15 protein-coding genes are annotated in these 20,709 nt (G+C 66.4%); 9 read left to right on the top strand and 6 right to left on the bottom strand.

All coding sequences use genetic code 11. From position 1 onward, the window contains the following. Window positions 1–144: 144 nt before the first annotated feature. The 6 genes from C8J39_RS08460 (at window position 145) to C8J39_RS08435 (ending at window position 8,215) form a co-directional block, all read left to right on the top strand. Window positions 145–1,365, top strand: coding sequence for a serine hydrolase (locus C8J39_RS08460; RefSeq protein WP_120300066.1), 1,221 nt, complete (start codon window positions 145–147; stop codon window positions 1,363–1,365). 96 nt (window positions 1,366–1,461) lie between these two features. Next, window positions 1,462–3,507, top strand: coding sequence for a 3-hydroxyacyl-CoA dehydrogenase NAD-binding domain-containing protein (locus tag C8J39_RS08455; protein ID WP_404969322.1), 2,046 nt, complete (start codon window positions 1,462–1,464; stop codon window positions 3,505–3,507). A gap of 37 nt (window positions 3,508–3,544) precedes the next feature. Beyond that, on the top strand, window positions 3,545–4,849 hold the full coding sequence (locus C8J39_RS08450; protein WP_120300064.1) for an amidase family protein: 1,305 nt from the start codon (window positions 3,545–3,547) through the stop codon (window positions 4,847–4,849). A 4-nt stretch (window positions 4,850–4,853) separates the two neighbouring features. Next, complete coding sequence (locus C8J39_RS08445) at window positions 4,854–6,035, top strand: acyl-CoA dehydrogenase family protein (protein WP_120300063.1); 1,182 nt, start codon at window positions 4,854–4,856, stop codon at window positions 6,033–6,035. 91 nt (window positions 6,036–6,126) lie between these two features. Then, a complete protein-coding gene (locus C8J39_RS08440; protein WP_120300062.1) occupies window positions 6,127–7,254 on the top strand; it encodes an acyl-CoA dehydrogenase family protein in 1,128 nt (375 codons plus the stop codon). Window positions 7,255–7,327: 73 nt separating this feature from the next. After that, window positions 7,328–8,215 carry an acyl-CoA thioesterase II gene (locus C8J39_RS08435; RefSeq protein WP_120300061.1) on the top strand — a complete coding sequence of 296 codons (888 nt, stop codon included), beginning with the start codon at window positions 7,328–7,330 and terminating at the stop codon, window positions 8,213–8,215. Window positions 8,216–8,224: 9 nt separating this feature from the next. Here the strand turns inward: C8J39_RS08435 and C8J39_RS08430 are convergent, their stop codons facing one another. Together C8J39_RS08430 and C8J39_RS08425 are read right to left on the bottom strand one after the other, a co-directional pair. After that, on the bottom strand, window positions 8,225–9,895 hold the full coding sequence (locus C8J39_RS08430) for an amidohydrolase (protein ID WP_120300060.1): 1,671 nt from the start codon (window positions 9,893–9,895) through the stop codon (window positions 8,225–8,227). A gap of 173 nt (window positions 9,896–10,068) precedes the next feature. Then, window positions 10,069–10,923: an NAD(P)-dependent oxidoreductase gene (locus tag C8J39_RS08425; protein ID WP_120300059.1), complete on the bottom strand. Its 855-nt coding sequence runs from the start codon at window positions 10,921–10,923 to the stop codon at window positions 10,069–10,071. A 57-nt stretch (window positions 10,924–10,980) separates the two neighbouring features. Here C8J39_RS08425 and C8J39_RS08420 point away from each other — a divergent pair, with 57 nt between their 5' ends. Continuing rightward, window positions 10,981–12,240 (top strand): threonine ammonia-lyase, encoded by a 1,260-nt coding sequence (locus C8J39_RS08420; protein ID WP_120300058.1) that lies wholly within the window; start codon window positions 10,981–10,983, stop codon window positions 12,238–12,240. Window positions 12,241–12,367: 127 nt separating this feature from the next. Further along, window positions 12,368–13,144, top strand: coding sequence for an arginyltransferase (locus tag C8J39_RS08415; protein WP_120300057.1), 777 nt, complete (start codon window positions 12,368–12,370; stop codon window positions 13,142–13,144). 240 nt (window positions 13,145–13,384) lie between these two features. Here C8J39_RS08415 and C8J39_RS08410 read toward each other — a convergent pair whose 3' ends face one another. The 4 genes from C8J39_RS08410 to C8J39_RS08395 all read right to left on the bottom strand — a co-directional run bounded on the left by C8J39_RS08410 (window position 13,385) and on the right by C8J39_RS08395 (window position 18,944). Further along, entirely contained in the window at window positions 13,385–14,194 is an 810-nt protein-coding gene (locus C8J39_RS08410) for a transglutaminase family protein (RefSeq protein WP_120300056.1), read from the bottom strand. After that, window positions 14,194–15,129 carry an alpha-E domain-containing protein gene (locus tag C8J39_RS08405; RefSeq protein WP_056048449.1) on the bottom strand — a complete coding sequence of 312 codons (936 nt, stop codon included), beginning with the start codon at window positions 15,127–15,129 and terminating at the stop codon, window positions 14,194–14,196. Before C8J39_RS08405 ends, C8J39_RS08410 begins: the two co-directional genes overlap by 1 nt. Beyond that, window positions 15,129–16,664: a circularly permuted type 2 ATP-grasp protein gene (locus C8J39_RS08400; protein WP_120300055.1), complete on the bottom strand. Its 1,536-nt coding sequence runs from the start codon at window positions 16,662–16,664 to the stop codon at window positions 15,129–15,131. The genes C8J39_RS08405 and C8J39_RS08400 overlap by 1 nt, the downstream gene beginning before the upstream one ends. Window positions 16,665–16,895: 231 nt before the next feature. Next, window positions 16,896–18,944, bottom strand: a complete 2,049-nt coding sequence (locus C8J39_RS08395; protein WP_183037958.1) for a protein-disulfide reductase DsbD — start codon at window positions 18,942–18,944, stop codon at window positions 16,896–16,898. A 108-nt stretch (window positions 18,945–19,052) separates the two neighbouring features. Here C8J39_RS08395 and C8J39_RS08390 point away from each other — a divergent pair, with 108 nt between their 5' ends. Then, window positions 19,053–20,681: an alkaline phosphatase family protein gene (locus C8J39_RS08390; RefSeq protein ID WP_120300483.1), complete on the top strand. Its 1,629-nt coding sequence runs from the start codon at window positions 19,053–19,055 to the stop codon at window positions 20,679–20,681. Window positions 20,682–20,709: the final 28 nt, after the last annotated feature.

The following is a 20,709-nucleotide window of genomic DNA, read 5'->3' as shown; positions in this document are numbered from 1 at the left end:
GGTTGACTCCAGAGTTGAATTTCGGGTTTGGCTTATCGCCTGTTCGAAGACAGGTTATAGTTGATTCCTGCCGCACTCAAGGCAATAGAGGCACCAAGTTCGAACTAGGGGTATGGAGCGGGTCATGGCACGGACGGTCGAATCGTGAAAATCGCTGAACCTGCCGCGCACGGCTTCGCTGCGAGCCGGTTGGCGGCGATCGATACGCTGCTCCAGACGCGCTACATCGATTCGGGCAAGCTGCCGAACGCGCAATTGCTGATCGCGCGGGACGGCGAGATCGTCCATTTCTCGAACGCGGGCGCGGCGCGTGAGGGCGGCAAGAGCGTCGACGAAGGATCGCTGTTCCGGATCGCGTCGATGACCAAGCCGATCACCTCGGTCGCGTTCATGATGCTGGTCGAACAGGGCCTCGTTGCGGTCGATACGCCGGTCCACCACGTGCTGCCCGAGTTCAAGGATATCGGCGTCTATGACGGCGGTGGCGGCGGCGTGCCGTTCGTGACTAGGCCGACGGCCGAGCCGATGCGGATGGTCGACCTGCTTCGCCATACCTCGGGGCTGACGTATAGTTTCCAGAACCGTTCGAACGTCGATGCCGCGTACCGTGAGGGCAAGATCGAGGGCTGGCATGGCGGGTATGATCTCGATGGCTTCATCGGCGCACTCGCCAAGATCCCGCTCGAATTCTCGCCCGGCACGGCGTGGAATTATTCGGTCGCGACCGACGTGCTCGGCGCGGTCGTGCAGCGCGTGTCGGGCCTGCCGCTCGACCAGTTCTTCAGGACACGCATCTTCGCGCCGCTGAAGATGGACGACACCTTCTTCCAGGTTCCAGCCGACAAGTTCGACCGGTTGACGGACTGCTACACGCTCGCGCCCGGCAAGGGCCGCGTGATGTACGATCGCGGCGCGGAGAGCGCATGGAGCCGTCAGCCGAAGCTCGTGTCCGGCGGCGGCGGGCTCGTCTCGACCGCGCTCGATTATCACCGATTCAATACGATGCTGCTGAACGGGGGCGAACTCGACGGCGCGCGCATTCTCGGGCGCAAGACGCTCGACCTGATGACGCAGAACCATCTGCCCGGAAAATCGGATCTCGCAGCGATGTCGAAGTCGCTGTTCAGCGAGGCGGCGAATGCGGGCACCGGGTTCGGGCTCGGGTTCGCGATCACCGACGACGTCGCGAAGACGATGGTGCCGGGGTCGAAGGGCGAGTTCTACTGGGGCGGGATGTTCTCGACCGCGTTCTTCGTCGACCCTGTCGAGCGGCTGTCGATGGTGTTCATGACACAGCTTTCGCCAAGCAGTTTCTATCCCATCCGCCGCGAACTGAAGACGATGATCTACGCAGCGATGACCTGAGTTTCCGTTCTCCTGCGCACGCAGGAGTCCAGTATCACGCAGGGCTGCCGATGCGGCCCTGGGCTCCTGCTTTCGCAGGAGAACAAGGAGAATATGATGACCCCGTCGACGAACACTGGCCCGATCCGCACCGAACGCCATGACGACGTGCTCGTCATCATCTCGAACAATCCCCCCGTCAACGCGCTCGGCGCCGCGGTCCGGCAGGGTCTCGAAGCTGCGATCAAGGACGGCGTGAACGACGACAGCATCACCGCGATGGTGATCCGCTGTGATGGCCGCACGTTCTTTGCGGGCGCCGACATCACCGAGTTCGGCAAGGAGATGGTCGAGCCCGGCCTGCCCACCGTCGTCGACATGATCGAGGCATCGTCGAAGCCCGTCGTCGCGGCGATCCACGGCACCGCGCTCGGCGGCGGGTGCGAAGTCACGCTCGGCTGCCATTACCGCGTCGCCGTCCCCTCTGCGAAGATCGGCACGCCCGAAGTGAAGCTTGGCCTGCTCCCCGGCGCAGGCGGCACGCAGCGTATCCCGCGGATCGCCGGTGTGAAGCTCGCGCTGGAAATGACCGCGAAGGGCGATCCGATCTCGGCGAAGAAGGCGCTCGACGCCGGGCTGATCGACAAGATCGGCGGCGAGGACTCACTCGAAGCCGATGCCGTGGCGTTTGCGCGCGAGATCGCGAGCAAGCGCCCCCTGCCCCGTGCGTCCGAGAAGACCGCGCGGGCCGATCCCGATGCGGTCGCCGCGTTCAAGAAGGAGAATGCGCGCCGTTTCCGTAACTTCGACGCGCCGGCCGCCAACATCGCCTGCGTCGAGAAGGCTGCGGACGGCTCCAGTTTCGAGGAGGGCATCGCGTTCGAACGCCAGGAGTTCATGAAGCTCATGATGGGCGTGCAGTCGGCCGCACAGCGCCACATCTTCTTCGCCGAACGCCAGGCCGCCAAGATCGACGACGTTCCGGCCGACACCAAGCTTCGCGAGATCAAGCGCGTCGGCGTCATCGGTGCGGGCACGATGGGCGGCGGCATCTCGATGAACTTCCTGTCCGCGGGTATCCCGGTCACGATCGTCGAGATGCAGCAGGACGCGCTCGACCGCGGCACCGGCGTCGTGCGGAAGAACTACGAGGCAACCGCCGCCAAGGGCCGGATGAAGCCCCAGCAGGTCGAGCAGGCGATGGGCGCGCTGAAGCCGACGCTGGACTTCGCCGACCTCGCGGAGTGCGACCTGATCATCGAGGCGGTGTACGAGACGATGGAGGTGAAGAAGGAGATCTTCACCAAGCTCGACGCGATCGCCAAGCCGGGCGCGATCCTGGCGTCGAACACCTCGTATCTCGACATCGATGCGATCGCGGCGTGCACCAAGCGGCCGCAGGACGTGGTCGGCATGCACTTCTTCTCGCCCGCCAACGTGATGAAATTGCTGGAGGTGGTACGCGGAGACAAGACCGCGGACGATGTGCTGGCGACCGTCATGGCGCTCGCTAAGAAGATCAAGAAGGTCGCTGTCGTTGCCGGCGTTACGTACGGGTTCATCGGCAACCGGATGCTGATGCCGCGGCAGGTCGAGGCGACCAAGCTGCTGCTGGAAGGCGCGAGCCCGGAGCAGATCGACAAGGTCCATGTCGCGTTCGGGATGCCGATGGGGCCGTTCCAGATGAGCGATCTGGCGGGCGTCGACATCGGCTGGCACCGCGACCCGAGCCGGATCGAGAACATCCGCGATGCGCTGGCCGCGGAGAACCGCTGGGGACAGAAGACCAAGGCGGGTTTCTACGATTACGACGAGAAGCGGACGCCGTCGAACTCGGCACGGGTCACCGAGATCATCGACGATTTCCGCAAGAAGTCGGGTGTGACGCCGCGCGAGATCAGCGACGAGGAGATCGTCGTGCGGACGCTCTACACGATGGTCAACGAAGGCGCGCTGATCCTCGAAGAGGGCAAGGCACAGCGCGCGTCCGACGTCGATGTGGTGTGGATCTATGGCTATGGCTGGCCCGTGTACCGCGGCGGCCCGATGTTCTGGGCGCAGTCCGAGGGGTTGGCGAAGGTCGTCGCGGGGCTGGAGAAATACGGGTTCACCGTTGCGAAATCGCTCAAGGACGCCGCGGTCTCGGGTGTTCGACTGAAGTGATCGGTTGCGGTGGTTTCTTTCGGGCAACCGCGCTCTGATGGAGCGGTCCGCGCTCCAGACGGCGGCTGCGATCCGTGCGGGCGAGACGACCGCGCTCGCCGAGTGCGACGCGGCGATCGCGCGGATCGAGGCGCGCGACGGTGCGATCAACGCCGTCGTCGTGCGCGATTTCGTGCGGGCGCGTGAGGCCGCACGGGCGCTCGATGTGGAGGGTTCGGACGATCGTCCGCTGTTCGGCGTGCCGATGACGGTCAAGGAGTCGTTCGATGTCGCCGGCCTGCCGACCAGCTGGGGCGTCGGGGTCCACCGCGACAATGTCGTCGACAGCGATGCCGTGGCCGTCACGCGGTTGAAGGCGGCGGGCGCGGTGATCCTCGGCAAGACCAACGTACCGGTGCGGTTGAGTGACTGGCAGGCGGAGAACCCGATCCATGGCCGGACGAATCATCCCATCGATCCGACGCTGACACCCGGCGGATCGTCGGGTGGTGCCGCGGCTGCGCTCGCGTCGGGGATGGTACCGCTCGAGCTCGGCTCCGATATCGGTGGCTCGATCCGTGTGCCGGCCGCGTTCTGTGGCGTCTGGGGGCACAAGCCTACTTATGGCGCCTTGTCCGATCTCGGCCACCGCGTGCCCGGCACCGATGGGGCTAGTGCGGCTCTCGGCGTGATCGGACCGCTCGCGCGCAATCCCGAGGATCTGGCCGTCGCGCTGGACATCCTCGCCGACATCCCCTTGCCGCGCGCGACCGTCGACTTAGCCCGACCACGCGTCCTCCTGCTCACCGCGCATCCCTCGGCACGCGTCGATTCGTCGATCGTCGGCGCGATCGGGCGCGTTAGTGAAGCCCTCGCCGCGGCCGGCGCCATCATTTCAAGCGCACCCCCGCCGATCGACCTCGCCGCGCAGGATGCCGACTATATGCGGATGCTCGGCATCGCGATGACCCGCGGCGGGCCCGCGCGCGACGGCAAGGTCGCGACGCTGTCGCACTGGTTCGACCTGCTCGACTCGCAGGCGCGGATGCAACGCGCCTGGGGTGCGCTGTTCGAGCAGTTCGACGCGGTGATCGCGCCGGCCAGCGGCGTGAACGCTTTCGCGCACATCGCCGAGCGCAACGTCGCGCGGCGCACGCTGTCGATCGATGGCGAGGATACCCCGTTCGGCGTCCAGTTCGCCTGGGCGGGCCTCGCCACCTTCCCCAATCTGCCCGCGACCAGCGTGCCCGTCGGGATCGACCCGCGCGGCCTGCCGATCGGCGTGCAGGTCATCACCAACCGTTACCGCGACCACGACGCGATCGCCGTCGCCGCGCTGTGCAATCGACTAAGCAGGAGCTGATCCGATGTCCGACCTCGATACTTTCCGGTCCGAAACGCGTGCGTGGCTCGCGGAGAATTGCCCGCCCGAGATGCGCAAGCCGGTGCGCTCGGAGGACGACGTCTGCTGGGGCGGGCGCCAGTTCAAGCCGTCGTCGCCGGCGCAGAAGGAGTGGCTCGACAAGATGGCGGCGAAGGGCTGGACCGTGCCCGACTGGCCCAAGGCCTATGGCGGCGGTGGACTGTCGCCTGCGGAGACGAAGATCCTGCGCGAAGAGATGGCGGCAATAAAGGCGCGCAACCCGCTGAACTCGTTCGGGATATCGATGCTTGGACCAGCATTGCTGAAGTACGGCACCGAGGAGCAGAAGCTCGACCACCTGACCAAGATCGCGCGCGGCGAGATCCGCTGGTGCCAGGGCTATTCGGAGCCGAATGCGGGGTCCGACCTTGCCGGGCTTGCGACCTCGGCGGAGGACAAGGGCGACCATTATCTCGTCAACGGGCAGAAGGTGTGGACCTCCTACGCCGACAAGGCCGACTGGATTTTCTGCCTCGTCCGTACGGACAAGACCTCGAAGCAGGGCGGGATCAGCTTCGTGCTATTCGACATGGCGTCGCCGGGCGTGTCGACCAAGCCGATCCTGCTGATCAGCGGCAATTCGCCGTTCTGCGAGACGTTCTTCGACAATGTCGAGGTGCCCAAGGTCAACCGCGTCTACGAGGAGAACAAAGGCTGGGACGTCGCGAAATATTTGCTCGGGCATGAGCGCGAGATGATCTCGGGGATGGGGCTCGCGTCGAGCGGCGGCAATCCGTTGATCGACGGGGCGATCGCGACCGTCGGGCTTGGACATGACGGACGGCTGGCCGATCCGCTGCTGCGCGCGTCGATCGCGTTGTTCGAGGTGCGCGCGAAGGCGTTCGGGGCGATGTCCGAGCGGTTCATCGACGAATTGAAGGCGGGCAAGGCGCATCCGGCTCAGCCGAGCATGATGAAATATTACGGGACAGAGCTGAACAAGGGCCGGTACGAACTGATGATGGCGGCGGGCGGATCGGATGCGCTCGAATGGGACAGCGATCGGTCGCGCGGCGGGGCGATCCCGCGGTCGTGGCTGCGGACCAAGGCGAACTCGATCGAGGGTGGGACCAGCGAGATCCAGCTCAACATCATCGCCAAGCGGATCTTGGAATTGCCTGCCTGACCTTTGACCGTTCTCCCGCGAACGCGGGAGCCCAGAATCACGAACGCTGCGCGTGGGGCTCCTGGGCCCCCGCCTCCGCGGGGGAACCAGAATGCCACTGTATCTAGACGACGACCAGACCGTCCTTCAGGACACCATTCGCGATTTCGTCGCGGAGCACGCGCCCGTCAGCCACATGCGGGCGTTGCGCGATGCCGACGACGCGACCGGCTTCTCGCGCGACCTGTGGAAGCAGTTCGCGGAGATGGGCTTTACCGGCATCCTGATCGGCGAGGACCAGGGCGGCCTGGGGCTCGGCCATGTCGAGGCGGGCGTGGTGCTGGAGGAGATCGGGCGCAACCTGTCCCCCTCCCCGTTCCTCTCCACTGCGGTCGCGGCGGTCGAGGCGCTCAAGGGCACGGCGCAGGCCGAACGTTGGTTCCCCGGCATCATCGCCGGCGAGACCGTTGCCGCGCTGGCGATCGACGAGGGCGCCAAGCACCGCGACTCGGTTGCAATGACCGCCGAACGCTCGGGCAACGGCTTCAAGCTGACCGGCTCCAAGCGGTTCGTGACTCACGGTCACACCGCCGACCTGATCATCGTCGCTGCGCGCACCGGCGGTAGTGCCGACGACAAGGATGGGATCACGTTGTTCGCCGTCCCGAAGGATGCTGCTGGACTGACGGCAAACGCCGAACGCCTCGCGGATGCGAGCCTCGCCGCGCGGCTCGAGTTCGATGGCGTCGAGGTCGATGCGGATGCGGTGATCGGCGAGGTCGATGCGGGGCGTACGCCGCTCGATCGCCTGTTGCGCGCGGGGCGGACCGGCGCTTCGGCGGAGTTGCTCGGCGTCGGCGGCGGGGCGATGGACATGACGATCGGCTATATGAAGGAGCGCAAGCAGTTCGGGATGCTGATCGGCAGTTTCCAGGCGCTCCAGCACCGTGCCGCGCATCTGTATTCGGAGATGGAGGTGGCGCGGGCTGCCGTGCTGAAGGCGCAGCAATTGCTCGACCAGGGCAGCGATCGCGCGGACGAGGCGGTGTCGGTGGCCAAGGCGATGACGGCGCTGGCGACGACGCTGAGCGTCCAGGAAGGCGTACAGATGCATGGTGGCATCGGCATGACCGATGAATACGACATCGGCTTCTACATGAAGCGGGCGCGGGTGCTGGCCGAGATGTTCGGGGATGCGAACTTCCATGCGGATCGGTTGGCCGTAGCCGCGGGGTATTGACCGTAGGGTGTGCCCCCGCGAAGGCGGGGGCCCAGTCTGGGCACCCGCCTTCGCGGGTGAACATGGAGGTCAGATGAGCTTGGATACTGCCGATACGTCGCCCGAAGCACTCGCCCAGGGGCTCGTCGACCTGCTCGAGATCGAGGAGGTGGACACCGATCTCTATGTCGGCAAGCGCCAGCCGGGCGGGGTCGGTCGCGTGTTCGGTGGGCAGGTTATCGCGCAGGCGTTGCAGGCCGCGCAACGCTCGACCGAGGCGCCCAAGGCCGCGCATTCATTGCACGCGTATTTCATGCGGCCGGGGAACGAGGATTACCCGATTGTCTACCGCGTGGTGCGTGATTTCGAGGGGCGGAGTTTCGCAACCCGGCGCGTGATCGCGATGCAGCGGGGGCAGCCGATCCTCAACATGGCGGCGTCGTTCCAGACGCCCGAGGATGGACTCCACCATCAGGACGTCATGCCCGATGTCGCACCGCCCGAAGACCTGCGCACCGATCGCGAACTGCGGCTGGAGAGCATCGACGGCATCCCCGAAAAATACCGCGCGCACATGCTTCGCCAGCGCCCGATCGAGATCCGTCCGGTCAACCCGCGCAGCTGGATCGAGCCCGTTCCGCAACCCGCGGCGCATGCCAACTGGTTCCGCCTGGTCGCGCCGATCGGCGACGACCCGGCGATGCACCGCGCGATCCTGTCTTATGCGTCGGACATGGCGTTGCTCGGTACCGCGCTGCTGCCGCACGGCGTCAACTGGATCACGCCGGGGCTGCAGACCGCGAGCCTCGATCATTCGCTCTGGCTGCACGAGGATTTCCGCGCGGACGACTGGCTGCTCTACGCCTGCGACGCACCGTGGTCCGGGCATGCCCGCGGGTTCAACCGTGGGCGTATCTTCTCGCGCGATGGCCGGCTGGTCGCCAGCGTCGCGCAGGAAGGCCTGATCCGGATGCGCCAGTAACCCGCGCGGTTACTTGCGCACCCAGACCTTCTCCCCGCCGATCCACGTCTCGCTGACCTTCGTCGCGCGCAGGTCGGTCGGCGAGGCCATCGTCGGGTCGCGATCGACGACGATGAAGTCCGCGCGCTGACCGGGCGCGAGCGCACCGAACTGCTTCTCGGCGAACCCTGCATAGGCCGCCGCACCGGTCATCGCCCACCACGCCTGTTCGCGCGTCACCAGTTCCTGCGGCTGCCACCCGCCCTGAGGCTGACCATCGGCATCCTGGCGCGTGAACGCTGCCGCCCAGGTCGCGAACGGATCGGGCTTCTCGACGGGGAAGTCGGTCCCGAAGGCGAGCTTGGCGCCGTTGGTCAGCATCGATTTCCACGCATAGGCGCCAGCCAACCGGTTCGGCCCTAACCGTGCCTCCGCCATCGTCCGGTCGCTGGTTTCGTGCGTGGGCTGCATCGAGGCGATGGTGCCGAACTTGCCGAAGCGCGGCAGGTCGGTCGGATCGACGATCTGCGCATGCTCGATCCGCCAGCGGCGATCGCCGGTATAGGTCTCGCTCTCGACCTGGATCGCGTCGAGCACCTCCCGATTGGCCTTGTCGCCGATCGCATGGACCGCGACCTGGAACCCGTCCATCGCCGCGCGGCTCATCTGGTTCTGAAGCTGGTCGTCGGTCAGGAAGCCGAGCCCCGACTGGCCCGGTGCGTCCGAGTAGGGTTTCAGCAGCCATGCGCCGCGCGAGCCGAGCGCGCCGTCGGCATACAGCTTCACGCCGCCCATCCGCAGATGGTCGTTGTACAGCCACGGCGTCGGCCCCTTGCCGCCGATCCGGCTCGCGGTCTCGACGCCCATGGCATAGCTCATGATGCGGACGCGAAGCCCGCCGATGTCCGCCATCCGGCGATAGGTCAGCCAGTCGTCGAGCGTCGTGCCCATGTCGGCGACTGCGGTGACCCCGTAGCCGAGCAGGATGCGTTGCGCGGTCAGGAACGCGGCATCGCGCTCTTTGGGCAGCGGTTGCGGCACGACCTTCTCGATCAGTCCTTGCGCGCCGTCGACGAACACGCCCGCGGGCGCGCCGCCGGTCTTCTCGATCCGCCCGCCCGCCGGAGATACGGTCGAGCTGGTGACCCCGGCCTCGCGCATCGCCTCGCGGTTCGCCCAGCCGGCGTGCCCGTCCGCGCGCGACAGCCAGATCGGGTGGCCGCCGGAAACCGACTCCAGGTCGGCGGCGGTCGGGAAGCGACCCAGCCCCCACGCCTCCTGGTTCCAGCCGCGGCCCAGGACCCATTTGCGATCGGGGTTGCCGGCGATGTAAGCGGCGATCCGCGACTTCGCCTCGTCGAGCGACTTGGTCATCGACAGGTCGAGCGACAGCGCGCCGAAGCCCATCTCGAGGACGTGGCCGTGCGCATCGATGAAGCCCGGCAAAACCGTCTTGCCACCCATGTCGACGCGCCAGTCGTAGAGCGGCTTGCCGGCGTTCTTCTTCAATTCCTTGCGGCTGAGCTTGGGTGGTTCCTCGCCGGGGGGGACGAGCCGCGTGACGCGACCATCCTTGTCGACCAGGATCGCCTTGAAGTGGATCACGCGTCCGCCGTCAGCAATGGTGACACCATTGACGTTGTCGACGATCCCATCGGCGAGCGCTGGCGTCGGAAGGAGTAGCGCCGAAAGCGCCAACATTGCTCCCCTCCCTGAAAGGGAGGGGTTGGGGGTGGGTCGGCTGGTTGGGGCAACGTGCCGCCTGAACGACGGGCCAACCCACCCCCGGCCCCTCCCTTCCAGGGAGGGGAGCAGTGTTGCAGTGACGGAAGCATTCTCGATGAAGGGGAGCAGTGCTGTGGTGTTGCGCTTGATCACTTCGGCAATCTCCGTACCAGCGCGCTCGTATCCTGGCGGGCGCCGCCCATCGCCTGAACATCGGCGTAGAATTGATCGACCAGCGCCGCGACCGGCAGCACCGCGCCGTTACGTCGCGCTTCGTCGAGCGCAAGGCCAAGGTCCTTGCGCATCCAGTCGACTGCGAAGCCGAAGTCGAATTCGTCCTTGGCCATCGTCGGCCAGCGATTGACCATCTGCCAGCTCTGCGCCGCGCCGCCCGAGATCGCCTCGAACACCTTGTCGAGATCGAGCCCGGAGTTTTGGGCGAACCGCAGCGATTCGGCGACGCCCTGGATCACGCCGGCGATCGCGATCTGGTTGCACATCTTGGTGGTCTGCCCTGCGCCTGCTTCGCCGACATGGACGATCCGCGCGGCATAGGCCTGCATGAAGGGTTCGGCCTTCGCCATCGCTTTGGCCGAACCGCCGCACATGATCGAGAGCTTGCCGTTCTCCGCGCCAGCCTGTCCGCCGGACACCGGGGCGTCGACTACCAGCGTGCGCTCGCCCGCGAGCCGCCGCGCGATCGAGGCGGAGACCGTCGTGTGATCGACGAACACCGCGTCGTCGCGCATCGCCGCGAACGCGCCGTCCTCGCCTAGAGTGACCGAGGCCAGATCGTCGTCGTTGCCGACGCAGGCGAACACGGCATCGGCATCCTTCGCCGCAGCGGCCGGCGTGTCCGCGACCTTGCCACCATATTTATCGGCCCATGCCAACGCCTTGGCCTGAGTCCGATTGTAGACCGTGACGTCGTGCCCTGCCGCGGCGAGGTGTCCCGCCATCGGCGCGCCCATGACGCCGGTTCCGATGAATGCCAGTTTTGCCATAGCGTCCGCGCATAAGCGGTGTTTCCCATGCGCGCCAGATGGTCTAGCGGGTCCGGCATGGCTACCCACGCTGCCGTAGCGGCACCCACCCTCCCCGTCTCGATCGACGACGTCCGCGTCGCGCATGACCGGATCCGCGACTCGATCGTCCGCACGCCGACGCTGATCAGCAAGACGCTGAGCAAGATGACCGGCGCGACGGTGTATCTGAAGTTCGAGAACCTGCAGTTCACCGCGGCGTACAAGGAGCGCGGTGCGCTCAACACGCTGTTGCAGCTGTCGGCGGAGGCGCGCGCGAAGGGCGTCATCGCCGCGTCGGCGGGCAATCATGCGCAGGGCCTGGCCTATCACGCCAACCGGCTCGACATCCCAACAACGATCGTGATGCCGACCAACACGCCGACCGTGAAGGTCATGCAGACAGAGGGCCACGGCGCTAACGTCGTGCTGCACGGCGAGACGTTCGACGCGGCCTATGCCCACGCGCGCATCCTGGAGGGCGAGTGCGGCTTCACCTTCGTCCATCCGTTCGACGATCCGCGCGTCATCGCAGGGCAAGGCACTGTCGCGATCGAGATGCTGGAGGACGTGCCGCAACTCGATACGTTGGTCATCCCGATCGGCGGCGGCGGGCTGATCTCGGGCATGTCGACGGTTGCGCGCGCATTGAGCGAAGCGCCGGGCGGACACCCGATCGAGGTCGTCGGCGTGCAGGCCGAGCTGTTCCCGTCGATGTACAACCGCATCAACGGCACCGACATGGCGTGCGCCGGCGATACGCTGGCCGAGGGCATCGCGGTCAAGGAGCCGGGCGCGATCACCTCGAAGATCGTTGCCGAACTGGTCGACGACATCGTCCTCGTCAGCGAGCGCAGCCTGGAAGAGTCCGTCAGCCTGCTGCTGCAGATCGAGAAGACGGTGGTCGAGGGAGCTGGCGCTGCCGGGCTCGCTGCGCTGCTGTCGCATCCCGAGCGGTTTGCGGGGAAGACCGTCGGGATCGTGCTGTGCGGCGGCAATATCGATACGCGGCTGCTCGCCAACGTGCTGTTGCGCGATCTGGCGCGGTCGGGTCGGCTGGCGCGGTTGCGGATCCGGTTGCAGGACAAGCCGGGTGCGCTGTTCCATGTCGCGCGGATCTTCGACCAGGAACGCGTCAACATCATCGAGATCTATCACCAGCGCGTCTTCACGACGTTGCCGGCAAAGGGGCTCATCACCGACATCGAATGCGAGCTTCGCGACCGAGCGCATCTCGATCGGCTGGTGGGGGCACTGCGGGCTGGCGGGTACGAAACGTCGACCGTCGAGCTGGCATAATCCCATTCTGATACGGTGATTTACCGTGTTAACCGACATTCGTGGTAAACCGATTGTACGTTTGGGTTAGGCGGCCATATACGGGGCGACGCGGCTGACCGCGCCTGCCTGAAGGACTTTTCGCTCGGTGACCGCGCCTTTCCGTTTCCCGCGCTTTTTCGTCACCAGCCCCGCGCCGTGCCCGTATCTGCCGGATCGTCAGGAGCGCAAGGTGTTCACCGAACTGACCGGTCCGCATGCGAACGAACTGAACGATGCGCTGGGGCGGATCGGCTTTCGTCGCAGCCAGGGGGTAGCGTATCGGCCGTCGTGCGCGGGGTGCATCGCCTGCGTCTCGGTCCGCGTGGTGACCGACGAGTTCGTGCCCAACGCGACGCAGCGAAAGTTGCTGAAGCGGCTTGGCGATATCGAGGTGACTGCGTGCAAGGCGTGGGCGACCGACGAGCAGTTCCAGTTGCTGCGGCGTTACCTCGGCACGCGTCATCCTGGCGGCGGCATGGCGGGGATGGACGAGGACGACTATGCCGACATGATCGAGCATTCGCCGGTCAATTCGGTGATCGTCGAGTATCGCGAACCGACCGTCGACGGCGTGCAGGGCGCGCTGATCGGCGCGTGCCTGACCGATCGCCAGGCTGACGGACTGTCGATGGTCTACAGCTTCTTCGCAGCCGACGACTCCACGCGACCGGGGTTCGGCAATTTCATCATCATGGACCACATCCTGCGCGCCCGCGATGCCGGGCTGCCGTACGTGTATCTGGGATACTGGGTGAAGGGTTCGCCGCGGATGGAATACAAGACGCGGTATCGACCACTGGAAGTGCTGGGGCCGGCTGGGTGGCGGCGGCTGGAGGATGCTGATGTAACGACGACGCCGGCCCGGGTTGCTGCGTTGGTCTGAGTTGTGGTGAGGTGATTGCCTAGCCTGTTAACTCGCCTCAAGGCCCCCCCGGCGAAGGCCGGGGTCCAATTGGGAAACGCTGCTAGTTGAGGGCAGCACTTCGTTACGACCACCTTGCCAATTGGGCCCCGGCCTTCGCCGGGGTGGGGTATCAGCGGAAAATTCGTCGCCTATTGTTCTCCCGCGAAGGCGGGAGCCCAGTCTGGGTCCCCGCCTTCGCGGGGAAACAAATTTTAAAGCTTAGTCTTCCCGCTGCACCACGACGTCGACGTCGAGTTCCTCGCCACCCTCGCCCAGTCGCGAGCCCGCCACCGGCGCGGCTCCCGCCGCATCCAGCGCCATCGCGACGCGGACGTAATGCTCCTCCGGCGACATCCCCGTGCACGGATCGAACCCTACCCAGCCGAGCCCGTCAACGAACGCCTCGGCCCAGCCATGCGGCGTGGGCAAATGCACCACCTCGTGATCGTTGTGATGATAGCCCGACACGTACCGTGCAGGCGCCCCGAGCGACCGCGCGGCGACGGCGAACATCTGCGCCATGTCGCGCGGTGTGGCGCTGTCCATGCGGAACGCCGCAGCGGCCGTCCGCCCGGGTTCGGGACGCCCGGCATCGAATGCGAACCGCTTATGAAATGCCCGGTTCAGCCGGTGCAATGCGCCGATCCGGTCGCGTGCGCCCTCGGCCGCATTGGCCGCGAACTTCGCGATCGCCGTATCGAGGACGGTCGCCTCGGTGGACCGAAGGTACAGCGCGGGCGGAAGCGTTTCGTGGACGCCGTGCAGGACACCGTCGGAATGGCTGGTCAGCACCTCGCCCTTGACGGTGATCTCGATCCCGTCGACCGGCCCTTCGGCATACAGCATCGTTACCGCGTTGCCGAAGCCGTCACGCCCCGGCCGCAGCCGCGCGTCGCAGTCCACGTCGATCCGCCACGACGCGACCGTCTGGTCATGCGTGTTCTCGGGCGTTAGCCGGAGCATCTGCACTAGCCGCCCCTGCGGCTGCGCGAAACGATAGATCGTGTGATGATCGATCGACAGCCGCATCAGAGGAACTTGAACTGACGGCCGATCGCGCCGTGCAGCAACGCGTTCTCGGCGATGAACGCCTGCAGATACTGGTGCAGCCCGGAGGCGATGACCTCGCCCGATCGCGTCTTCGCCATCCGCGACGCACGCATCCGTGCCATGCGATCGGCCTCGCCGTGGTTCCCGGTCCGCTTGGCGAGCAGGTTGAGCACGTCGACCGTCTCCTCGACCGACGCAGCGAGACTGCGCGGCAGTTCGGACCGTGCGAGCAGCAGGTCGATCACGTCGGCAGGCCGCAGCCCGTCATTGTAGAGCCAACGATAGGCGGTGACGGCGGACACGGTCTGGAGGATCGTCGTCCACTGGTCACGGTCAATCGCGCCGCCGAGTCGTTCGCCCTCGGGCAGCAGGATGTGATATTTGACGTCGAGCAGACGCGCGGTATTGTCCGCCCGCTCGACCGCCTGGCCGAGCCGGATGAACCACGTCGTCTGGTTGCGGAGCATGCGGTGAACCGCACCCTCGAACCCGCGGGTCTCGTTCTTGACCGCCTCGACGAGGTTTAGCTGCGAGGTCGTGCTGCCGGGCGTGGCGCGGTTCTCGAACAGCAGCCATGCGCGGTTGATCGCGGTCCACGCCTCGCGGGTCAGCGCGGTGCGGACCGCCTTGGCGTTGTTGCGCGCCATGTCGAGGCAGCGGACGATCGATCCCGGATGGCTCGAATCGAGCGTCAGGAACCGCACGACGTCGCGCTGGCCGATCTCCACACCGGTCGCCGCGAACGCCTCGTCGGTTTCAGTGACGGCCAGGGCGGAGGCCCAGGCGGCGTCGCCCGAGGGTTGCGACGAAAGCACGTCGAGGCGGACGGTGGCCTCGACCAGACGGGCGATAAAGTCGGCGCGTTCGAAATAGCGGCCGAGCCAGTAGAGCGAGGATGCGGTGCGCGACAGCATCAGGAATTCCCGCCGGACGTCTGGGCACCCAATGACTGAGAGGCCAGCGTCTGCGTCATGCCGCCCATCGTCTGGGTCATCCCGCTGGCGTTTATGCGCTGCGACTGGTCGGCCATGAGGACGAAACTGTCCTTGGTGCCGCCGCCCTGGCTGGAATTGACCACGAGCGATCCCTCCTTGAGCGCGACGCGGGTGAGGCCGCCGGGGACGACCTGCACGCCCTTCGCGCCGCTCAGCACGAAGGGGCGGAAGTCGACATGGCGTGGGCTGAGGCCGCCCTGCGCCATTGTGGGGACGGTGGAGAGTGCAAGCGTGGGCTGCGCGATGTAGCGATGGGGTTCGGCGATCAGCGCGGCGCGGAAATCCTCGATCTCCTGCTTCGACGCTGTCGGGCCGACGAGCATGCCGTAGCCGCCCGAGCCGTCGACCAGCTTGACGACGACGTCTTCGAGATTGTCGAGGACGAACTTCAGCGCCTGCGGTTCGCGGCAGCGCCACGTCTCGACGTTGCGCAGCTTGCACTCGCCGCCCGAGTAAAACTTCACGATGTCGGGCATGTAGCTGTAGATCGCCTTGTCGTCGGCGATGCCGTTGCCGGGCGCGTTCATGATCGCGACGTTGCCGGCCGCATAGGCTGCGATCAGGCCTGGGACGCCGAGCGCGGAGTCGGGACGGAACACGAGCGGATCGAGATAATCGTCGTCGATCCGGCGATAGATCACGTCGACCTTCACCCGCCCGGCGATGGTCCGCATCCAGACGATGTCGTCGTCGACCACCAGATCGGCGGCCTCGACGAGTTCGATCCCCATCGAGTCCGCGAGGAAGCTGTGTTCGTAATAGGCGGAGTTGTAGTGACCCGGGGTCAGCAGCACGCAGGTCGGGTTGGAGCCGGTGCCGTGCGGCGCAACAGACTTCATCGTTTCCAGCAGCAGATCGGGATAGCTGTCGACCGCCGCGACGCGGAACTCGCGGAAGAGTTCGGGGCAGAGCCGGAGCATCGCCTCGCGGTTCTCGAGCATGTAGCTCACACCGGACGGCGTCCGCGCATTGTCCTCGAGCACGAAAAAGTCGTCGGGGCCGGTGCGGACGAGATCGATCCCGCAGATATGCGCCCATACGCCGTGCGGCGGGCGGATACCGGCAATCTCGGGCCGGAACTGCGCGTTGCCGAGCACGAGGTCTTCGGGAAGGATGCCCTCCTTGAGGATGCGCCGTTCGCCGTAGATGTCGTCGAGGAACGCGTTGATCGCCTCGACGCGCTGGACGAGGCCTTCGGACAACCGCGTCCATTCGTCATGCAGGAATACGCGGGGGACGATGTCGAACGGGATGATCCGCTCGGCCGCCTCGTTCTCGCCGTAGACCGCGAAGGTGATGCCAAGCTGCCGGAATGTCGTTTCGGCGGCTTCCTGCCGGCGTCGCAGCTCGGCGTTGGGCGTATCCTCGATCCACTTGCCGAGAGCCGCCAGTTCGGGCCGGGCGGTCGTGTCGCCCGGTGTGCCCATGATCTCGTCGAACGCTTGTTTCCCCATCGAAACGGTCAATTCCCCATCAAGCGTTGCGGTTCCATGCTGCAACGCATCGCTGCGCTGCACAAGTCCTTCTGTGTAAGCATTGGTCGGCTGGTGACCGTTCAATCCTCCCCCGCAAGGGGGAGGTGGCGCGAAGCGACGGAGGGGGAGGAACACGCAACGGAACTCACCCTTACCTCCCCCTCCGTCTGGCGAGCGCCAGCCACCTCCCCCTGGCGGGGGAGGGTCGGTTCAGGCGCCCAATCCCTCCAGCAGGCCCGGCGTGAGGACCTGCGGGAGGACGGTGGGTTCGGCTGCGCCCGGCGCGTAGTATAGGTACAGCGGCACGCCGGCGCGGTTGTGGGCTTGGATGAAGCGGCCCATGACCGGGTCGCCGTCGGTCCAGTCGCCGATCAGCGCCGCGACGCTGTGCTTGGCGAAGGCGTCGCGGACGCCTGTCGTATCGATCGCCGCCTTCTCGTTGACCTTGCACGTCAGGCACCAGTCGGCGGTGAAGTAGACGAACACCGGGCGCTTTTCGGCGCGCAGCGAGGCGAGCTTGGCCTCGGTGAACGCCTCGTCACCCGCGGTCGCAGTCTTGGCGGCGACCGGCGGCGCACGTGAGATCAATACCGCGCTGCCGACGAAGACCACCAGCAAGAGCACCTGCGCGACCGCGCCGAACGACTTGCCCTTGCGCTGGCGCGAGCCGCCGATCCACAGCACCGCGCCGACCGCCAGCACCGCGACCAGCGCGAGCGTCAGCGTATCCACGCCGGTCTGGCGCCCGAGCACCCAGCCCAGCGCGATCGCGGTGAGGAACATCGGCACCGACAGGATGTGACGGAACGTCTCCATCCACGCGCCGGGCTTTGGCAGCCACCGTCGCCATGATGGAATGAACCCGATCGCGAGGAAGGGGAGCGACAAGCCGATCCCGAGCCCGCCGAACACTGCGAGTGCCGCGGGCCACGGCAGCACCAGCGCCGCGCCGAGCGCTGCGCCCATGAACGGCCCGGTGCACGGCGTCGCGATGAACGCGGCAAGTGCTCCGGTCGCGAACGCGCCGCTCGCGCCACTCTCGCCGGCAAAGCGGGGTGTCGGGACCTCGAACAGTCCGGCGAGGTTGAACGCGATCGCGGTGCTCAGCAACAGCAGCGCGACGATCGCGCCGGGATGCTGCAACTGGAACGCCCAGCCGACTGCGGAGCCGCCTGCGCGCAACGCGAGGATCGCGCCGCCGAGACCGAGGCAGACCAGCACGACGCCCGCGGTGTAAGCCAACGCCTCGCCCCGCGCGTCCTTCTCGCTCGCACCACCACGAGCGAGGCTGAGCGCCTTGAGGCTGAGGATCGGGAACACGCAGGGCATGATGTTGAGGATCAGGCCGCCGAGCACTGCTCCGGCGAACGCGATCAGCGCGGTCAACCAGAGGCTTTCGCCGCTGGTGCTGGTCGCGTCGCCGCCGGCCGCTTCGGCCACCGCACCGGGCGTTGCCTTGACGCCGAGCCCCTGCCCGTCACCGATCCGGAGCACGCCCTCGATCGGTCCGCCAACCTTGGCGTTCGCCGCAACCTTGGTGCTGATCGTCAGCCGATCGCCGTCGCGCATGACCGTCTGCGCCGCGCCGTTCTCGATCGCGCCGGTGGTGACCGGGAAGAAATACGCCTTGTCGATCTTCGCGCCCGCCGGAAACGGCACCGCGATCCGCATCGTCCCGTTGCTTGCTGCGTAGGTCGCGCCGGCATCGAGCGGCTTGGGGATCGCCTGACGCCAGCCCGCGAATGCGGCGGCCTGAGACGGCACGCCGTCACCGATCGTGAGGTCGAGCGACAGCGCCTTTTCCTCGGGTACACAGATCGTCGCGGAGCAGACGAGATAGCTCGTCTTCAGGCGGATCGGGAATTTCGTGCCTACCGCCAGCCCCGCCGGAACCTGGATCGTCACTAGCGGCGCATAGGGCGCCTCGTAGACATAGTTCATCAGGCCAGCGATCAGCAGCGTCGTCGGCACCGGCCATTCGGGCTCGCCCGCCTTCGCGCCCGTCGGCAAAGTCCAGTCGAACGTCGCCGGAAAGCCCGCATCGCCCGGGTTGCGCCAATAGCCGTGCCAGCCGGTCTCTGGCGTCGTTGCCAACGCGATCGTCAACGGCGCGCCGGCTTTCGGGTGATCGCTTTCGGCGACCAGCTTCATCATCAGATGCTGGCTGGAGCCGTTCAGCGATTCCGCAAGCGCGGGCGCACTCGCCAGCCCGCAGACGGCCAGCAAGACCGTCATGAGGACGCAACGTAATCCGCGCATGGCCATCCTTGTTTCGTTCATCGCGCAAAGCCATAGCGGTGACCTTGTCGTATTGCACTTCAAAGCGACGGCCCTGCTCAAGGGACGTTGCTGGCTAAAGGACTGTTCGTGAAAGCACTTATCGCCGCGCTCCTGCTGACTTCGGCTTCTTCGGTCTCTGCCCAGACGGCGGCGCCCCCCGCGGCGACCCCGACGACTCCGCCGAAACTGATCGTCGCGATCTCGGTCGACCAGTTCGCCGCCGACCTGTTCCAGCAATATCGCAACCACTATACCGGTGGCTTCACCCGGCTGCTGAACGGCGCGGTGTTCCCGAGCGGGTATCAGAGCCACGCGGCAACCGAGACGTGCCCTGGCCACTCGACGATCCTGACCGGGATGCGGCCCGCGCATACCGGGATCATCGCCAACAACTGGATCGACCAGCGCGCCGGGCGGCCCGACAAGATCGTCTACTGCTCGGAGGACGAACGCGTCACCGGCAGCACGCACGACAGCTACACCGTGTCCGACATGCACCTGAAGGTGCCGACGCTCGGCGAGATGATGAAGGCGCGCGATCCGCGGACCCGCTCGGTGTCGGTCGCGGGGAAGGACCGCGCGGCGGTGATGATGGGCGGGCACAAGGTCGACGAGCTTTGGTGGTGGGACGGCAAGACGTATGTGTCGTATGCCGGCCGCGCGGTGCCGCCGGCGGTGCAGCGCACGCGCGACGCGGTCGCCGCGCTGATCGCCAAGCCGCAGGCGGCGCTGCCATTGCCGGGTTACTGCGCGGGCGTGAACCATCCGATCGTGATCGCGGGCAAGACCTATGGCCAAGGGCGCTTCGAGCGCGACGCCAGCGACGCGAAAGGCTTCCGCGTGTCGCCAGCCTCCGACGCTGCGGTGTTCGCGATGGCGGCGGCGCTGGTGCAGGACATGAAGCTCGGCAAGGGGCCGCAAACCGACATCATCGATATCGGCGCGTCGGCGACGGACTATATCGGGCATACCTACGGTACGCAGGGGTCGGAGATGTGCATCCAGATGGCGCAGCTCGACAAGACACTGGGCGATTTCTTCGCGGTGATGGACGAGACCGGGGTCGATTACGAGGTCGTGCTGACCGCGGATCACGGCGCGCACGACGCGACCGAACGCCAGCAGCAGCGCGCGATGCCGATGGAGGCGCATATGGACGAGAACGTCCTCGCCAAGCAGGTCGGCACCGCGATTGCCAAGGACATGGGGCTGCCGGGTAGCGTGCTGCTCGGGACCGAAGGCGACGTTTATATCGACGACACGCTGCCGGCGAAGACGCAGGCGAAGGTGCTTGCCGAAGCGCTGCGGCGGTATCGCGCGATGCCGCAGATTGCGGGTGCGTACTCGGCTGCCGAGATCATGGCGACGCCGATGGCGAAGTCCCCGCCCGAGACGTGGACGCTGATCGAGCGGGCGCGGGCGTCGTTCTATCCGGAGCGGTCGGGCCAGATGGTGGTGCTACTCAAGCCACGCGTGACGACGATCGTCTCCCCGGCAGGTGGCTATGTCGAGACGCATGGGTCGCCGTGGGATTACGACCGCCGCGTGCCGATCCTGTTCTGGCGCAAGGGGATGACGGGGTTCGAGCAGCCGCTGTCGGTGGAGACGGTGGATATCGTGCCGACCCTGGCGGCGACGATCGGGTTGCCGGTTAGCGGGCTGGATGGGCGGTGTCTGGATCTGGATCCGGGGGCTGCGAGTACGTGCGCTAACTGAGGGTCGAACCTTACCCAAAAAGCAATGT

Source organism: Sphingomonas sp. PP-CC-1A-547 (genome assembly GCF_003610375.1).
In the GTDB taxonomy this organism is placed as follows: domain Bacteria; phylum Pseudomonadota; class Alphaproteobacteria; order Sphingomonadales; family Sphingomonadaceae; genus Sphingomonas.
Note: the sequence above shows the minus strand (reverse complement) of the source record. Positions and strands in the feature narration are given on the sequence as shown.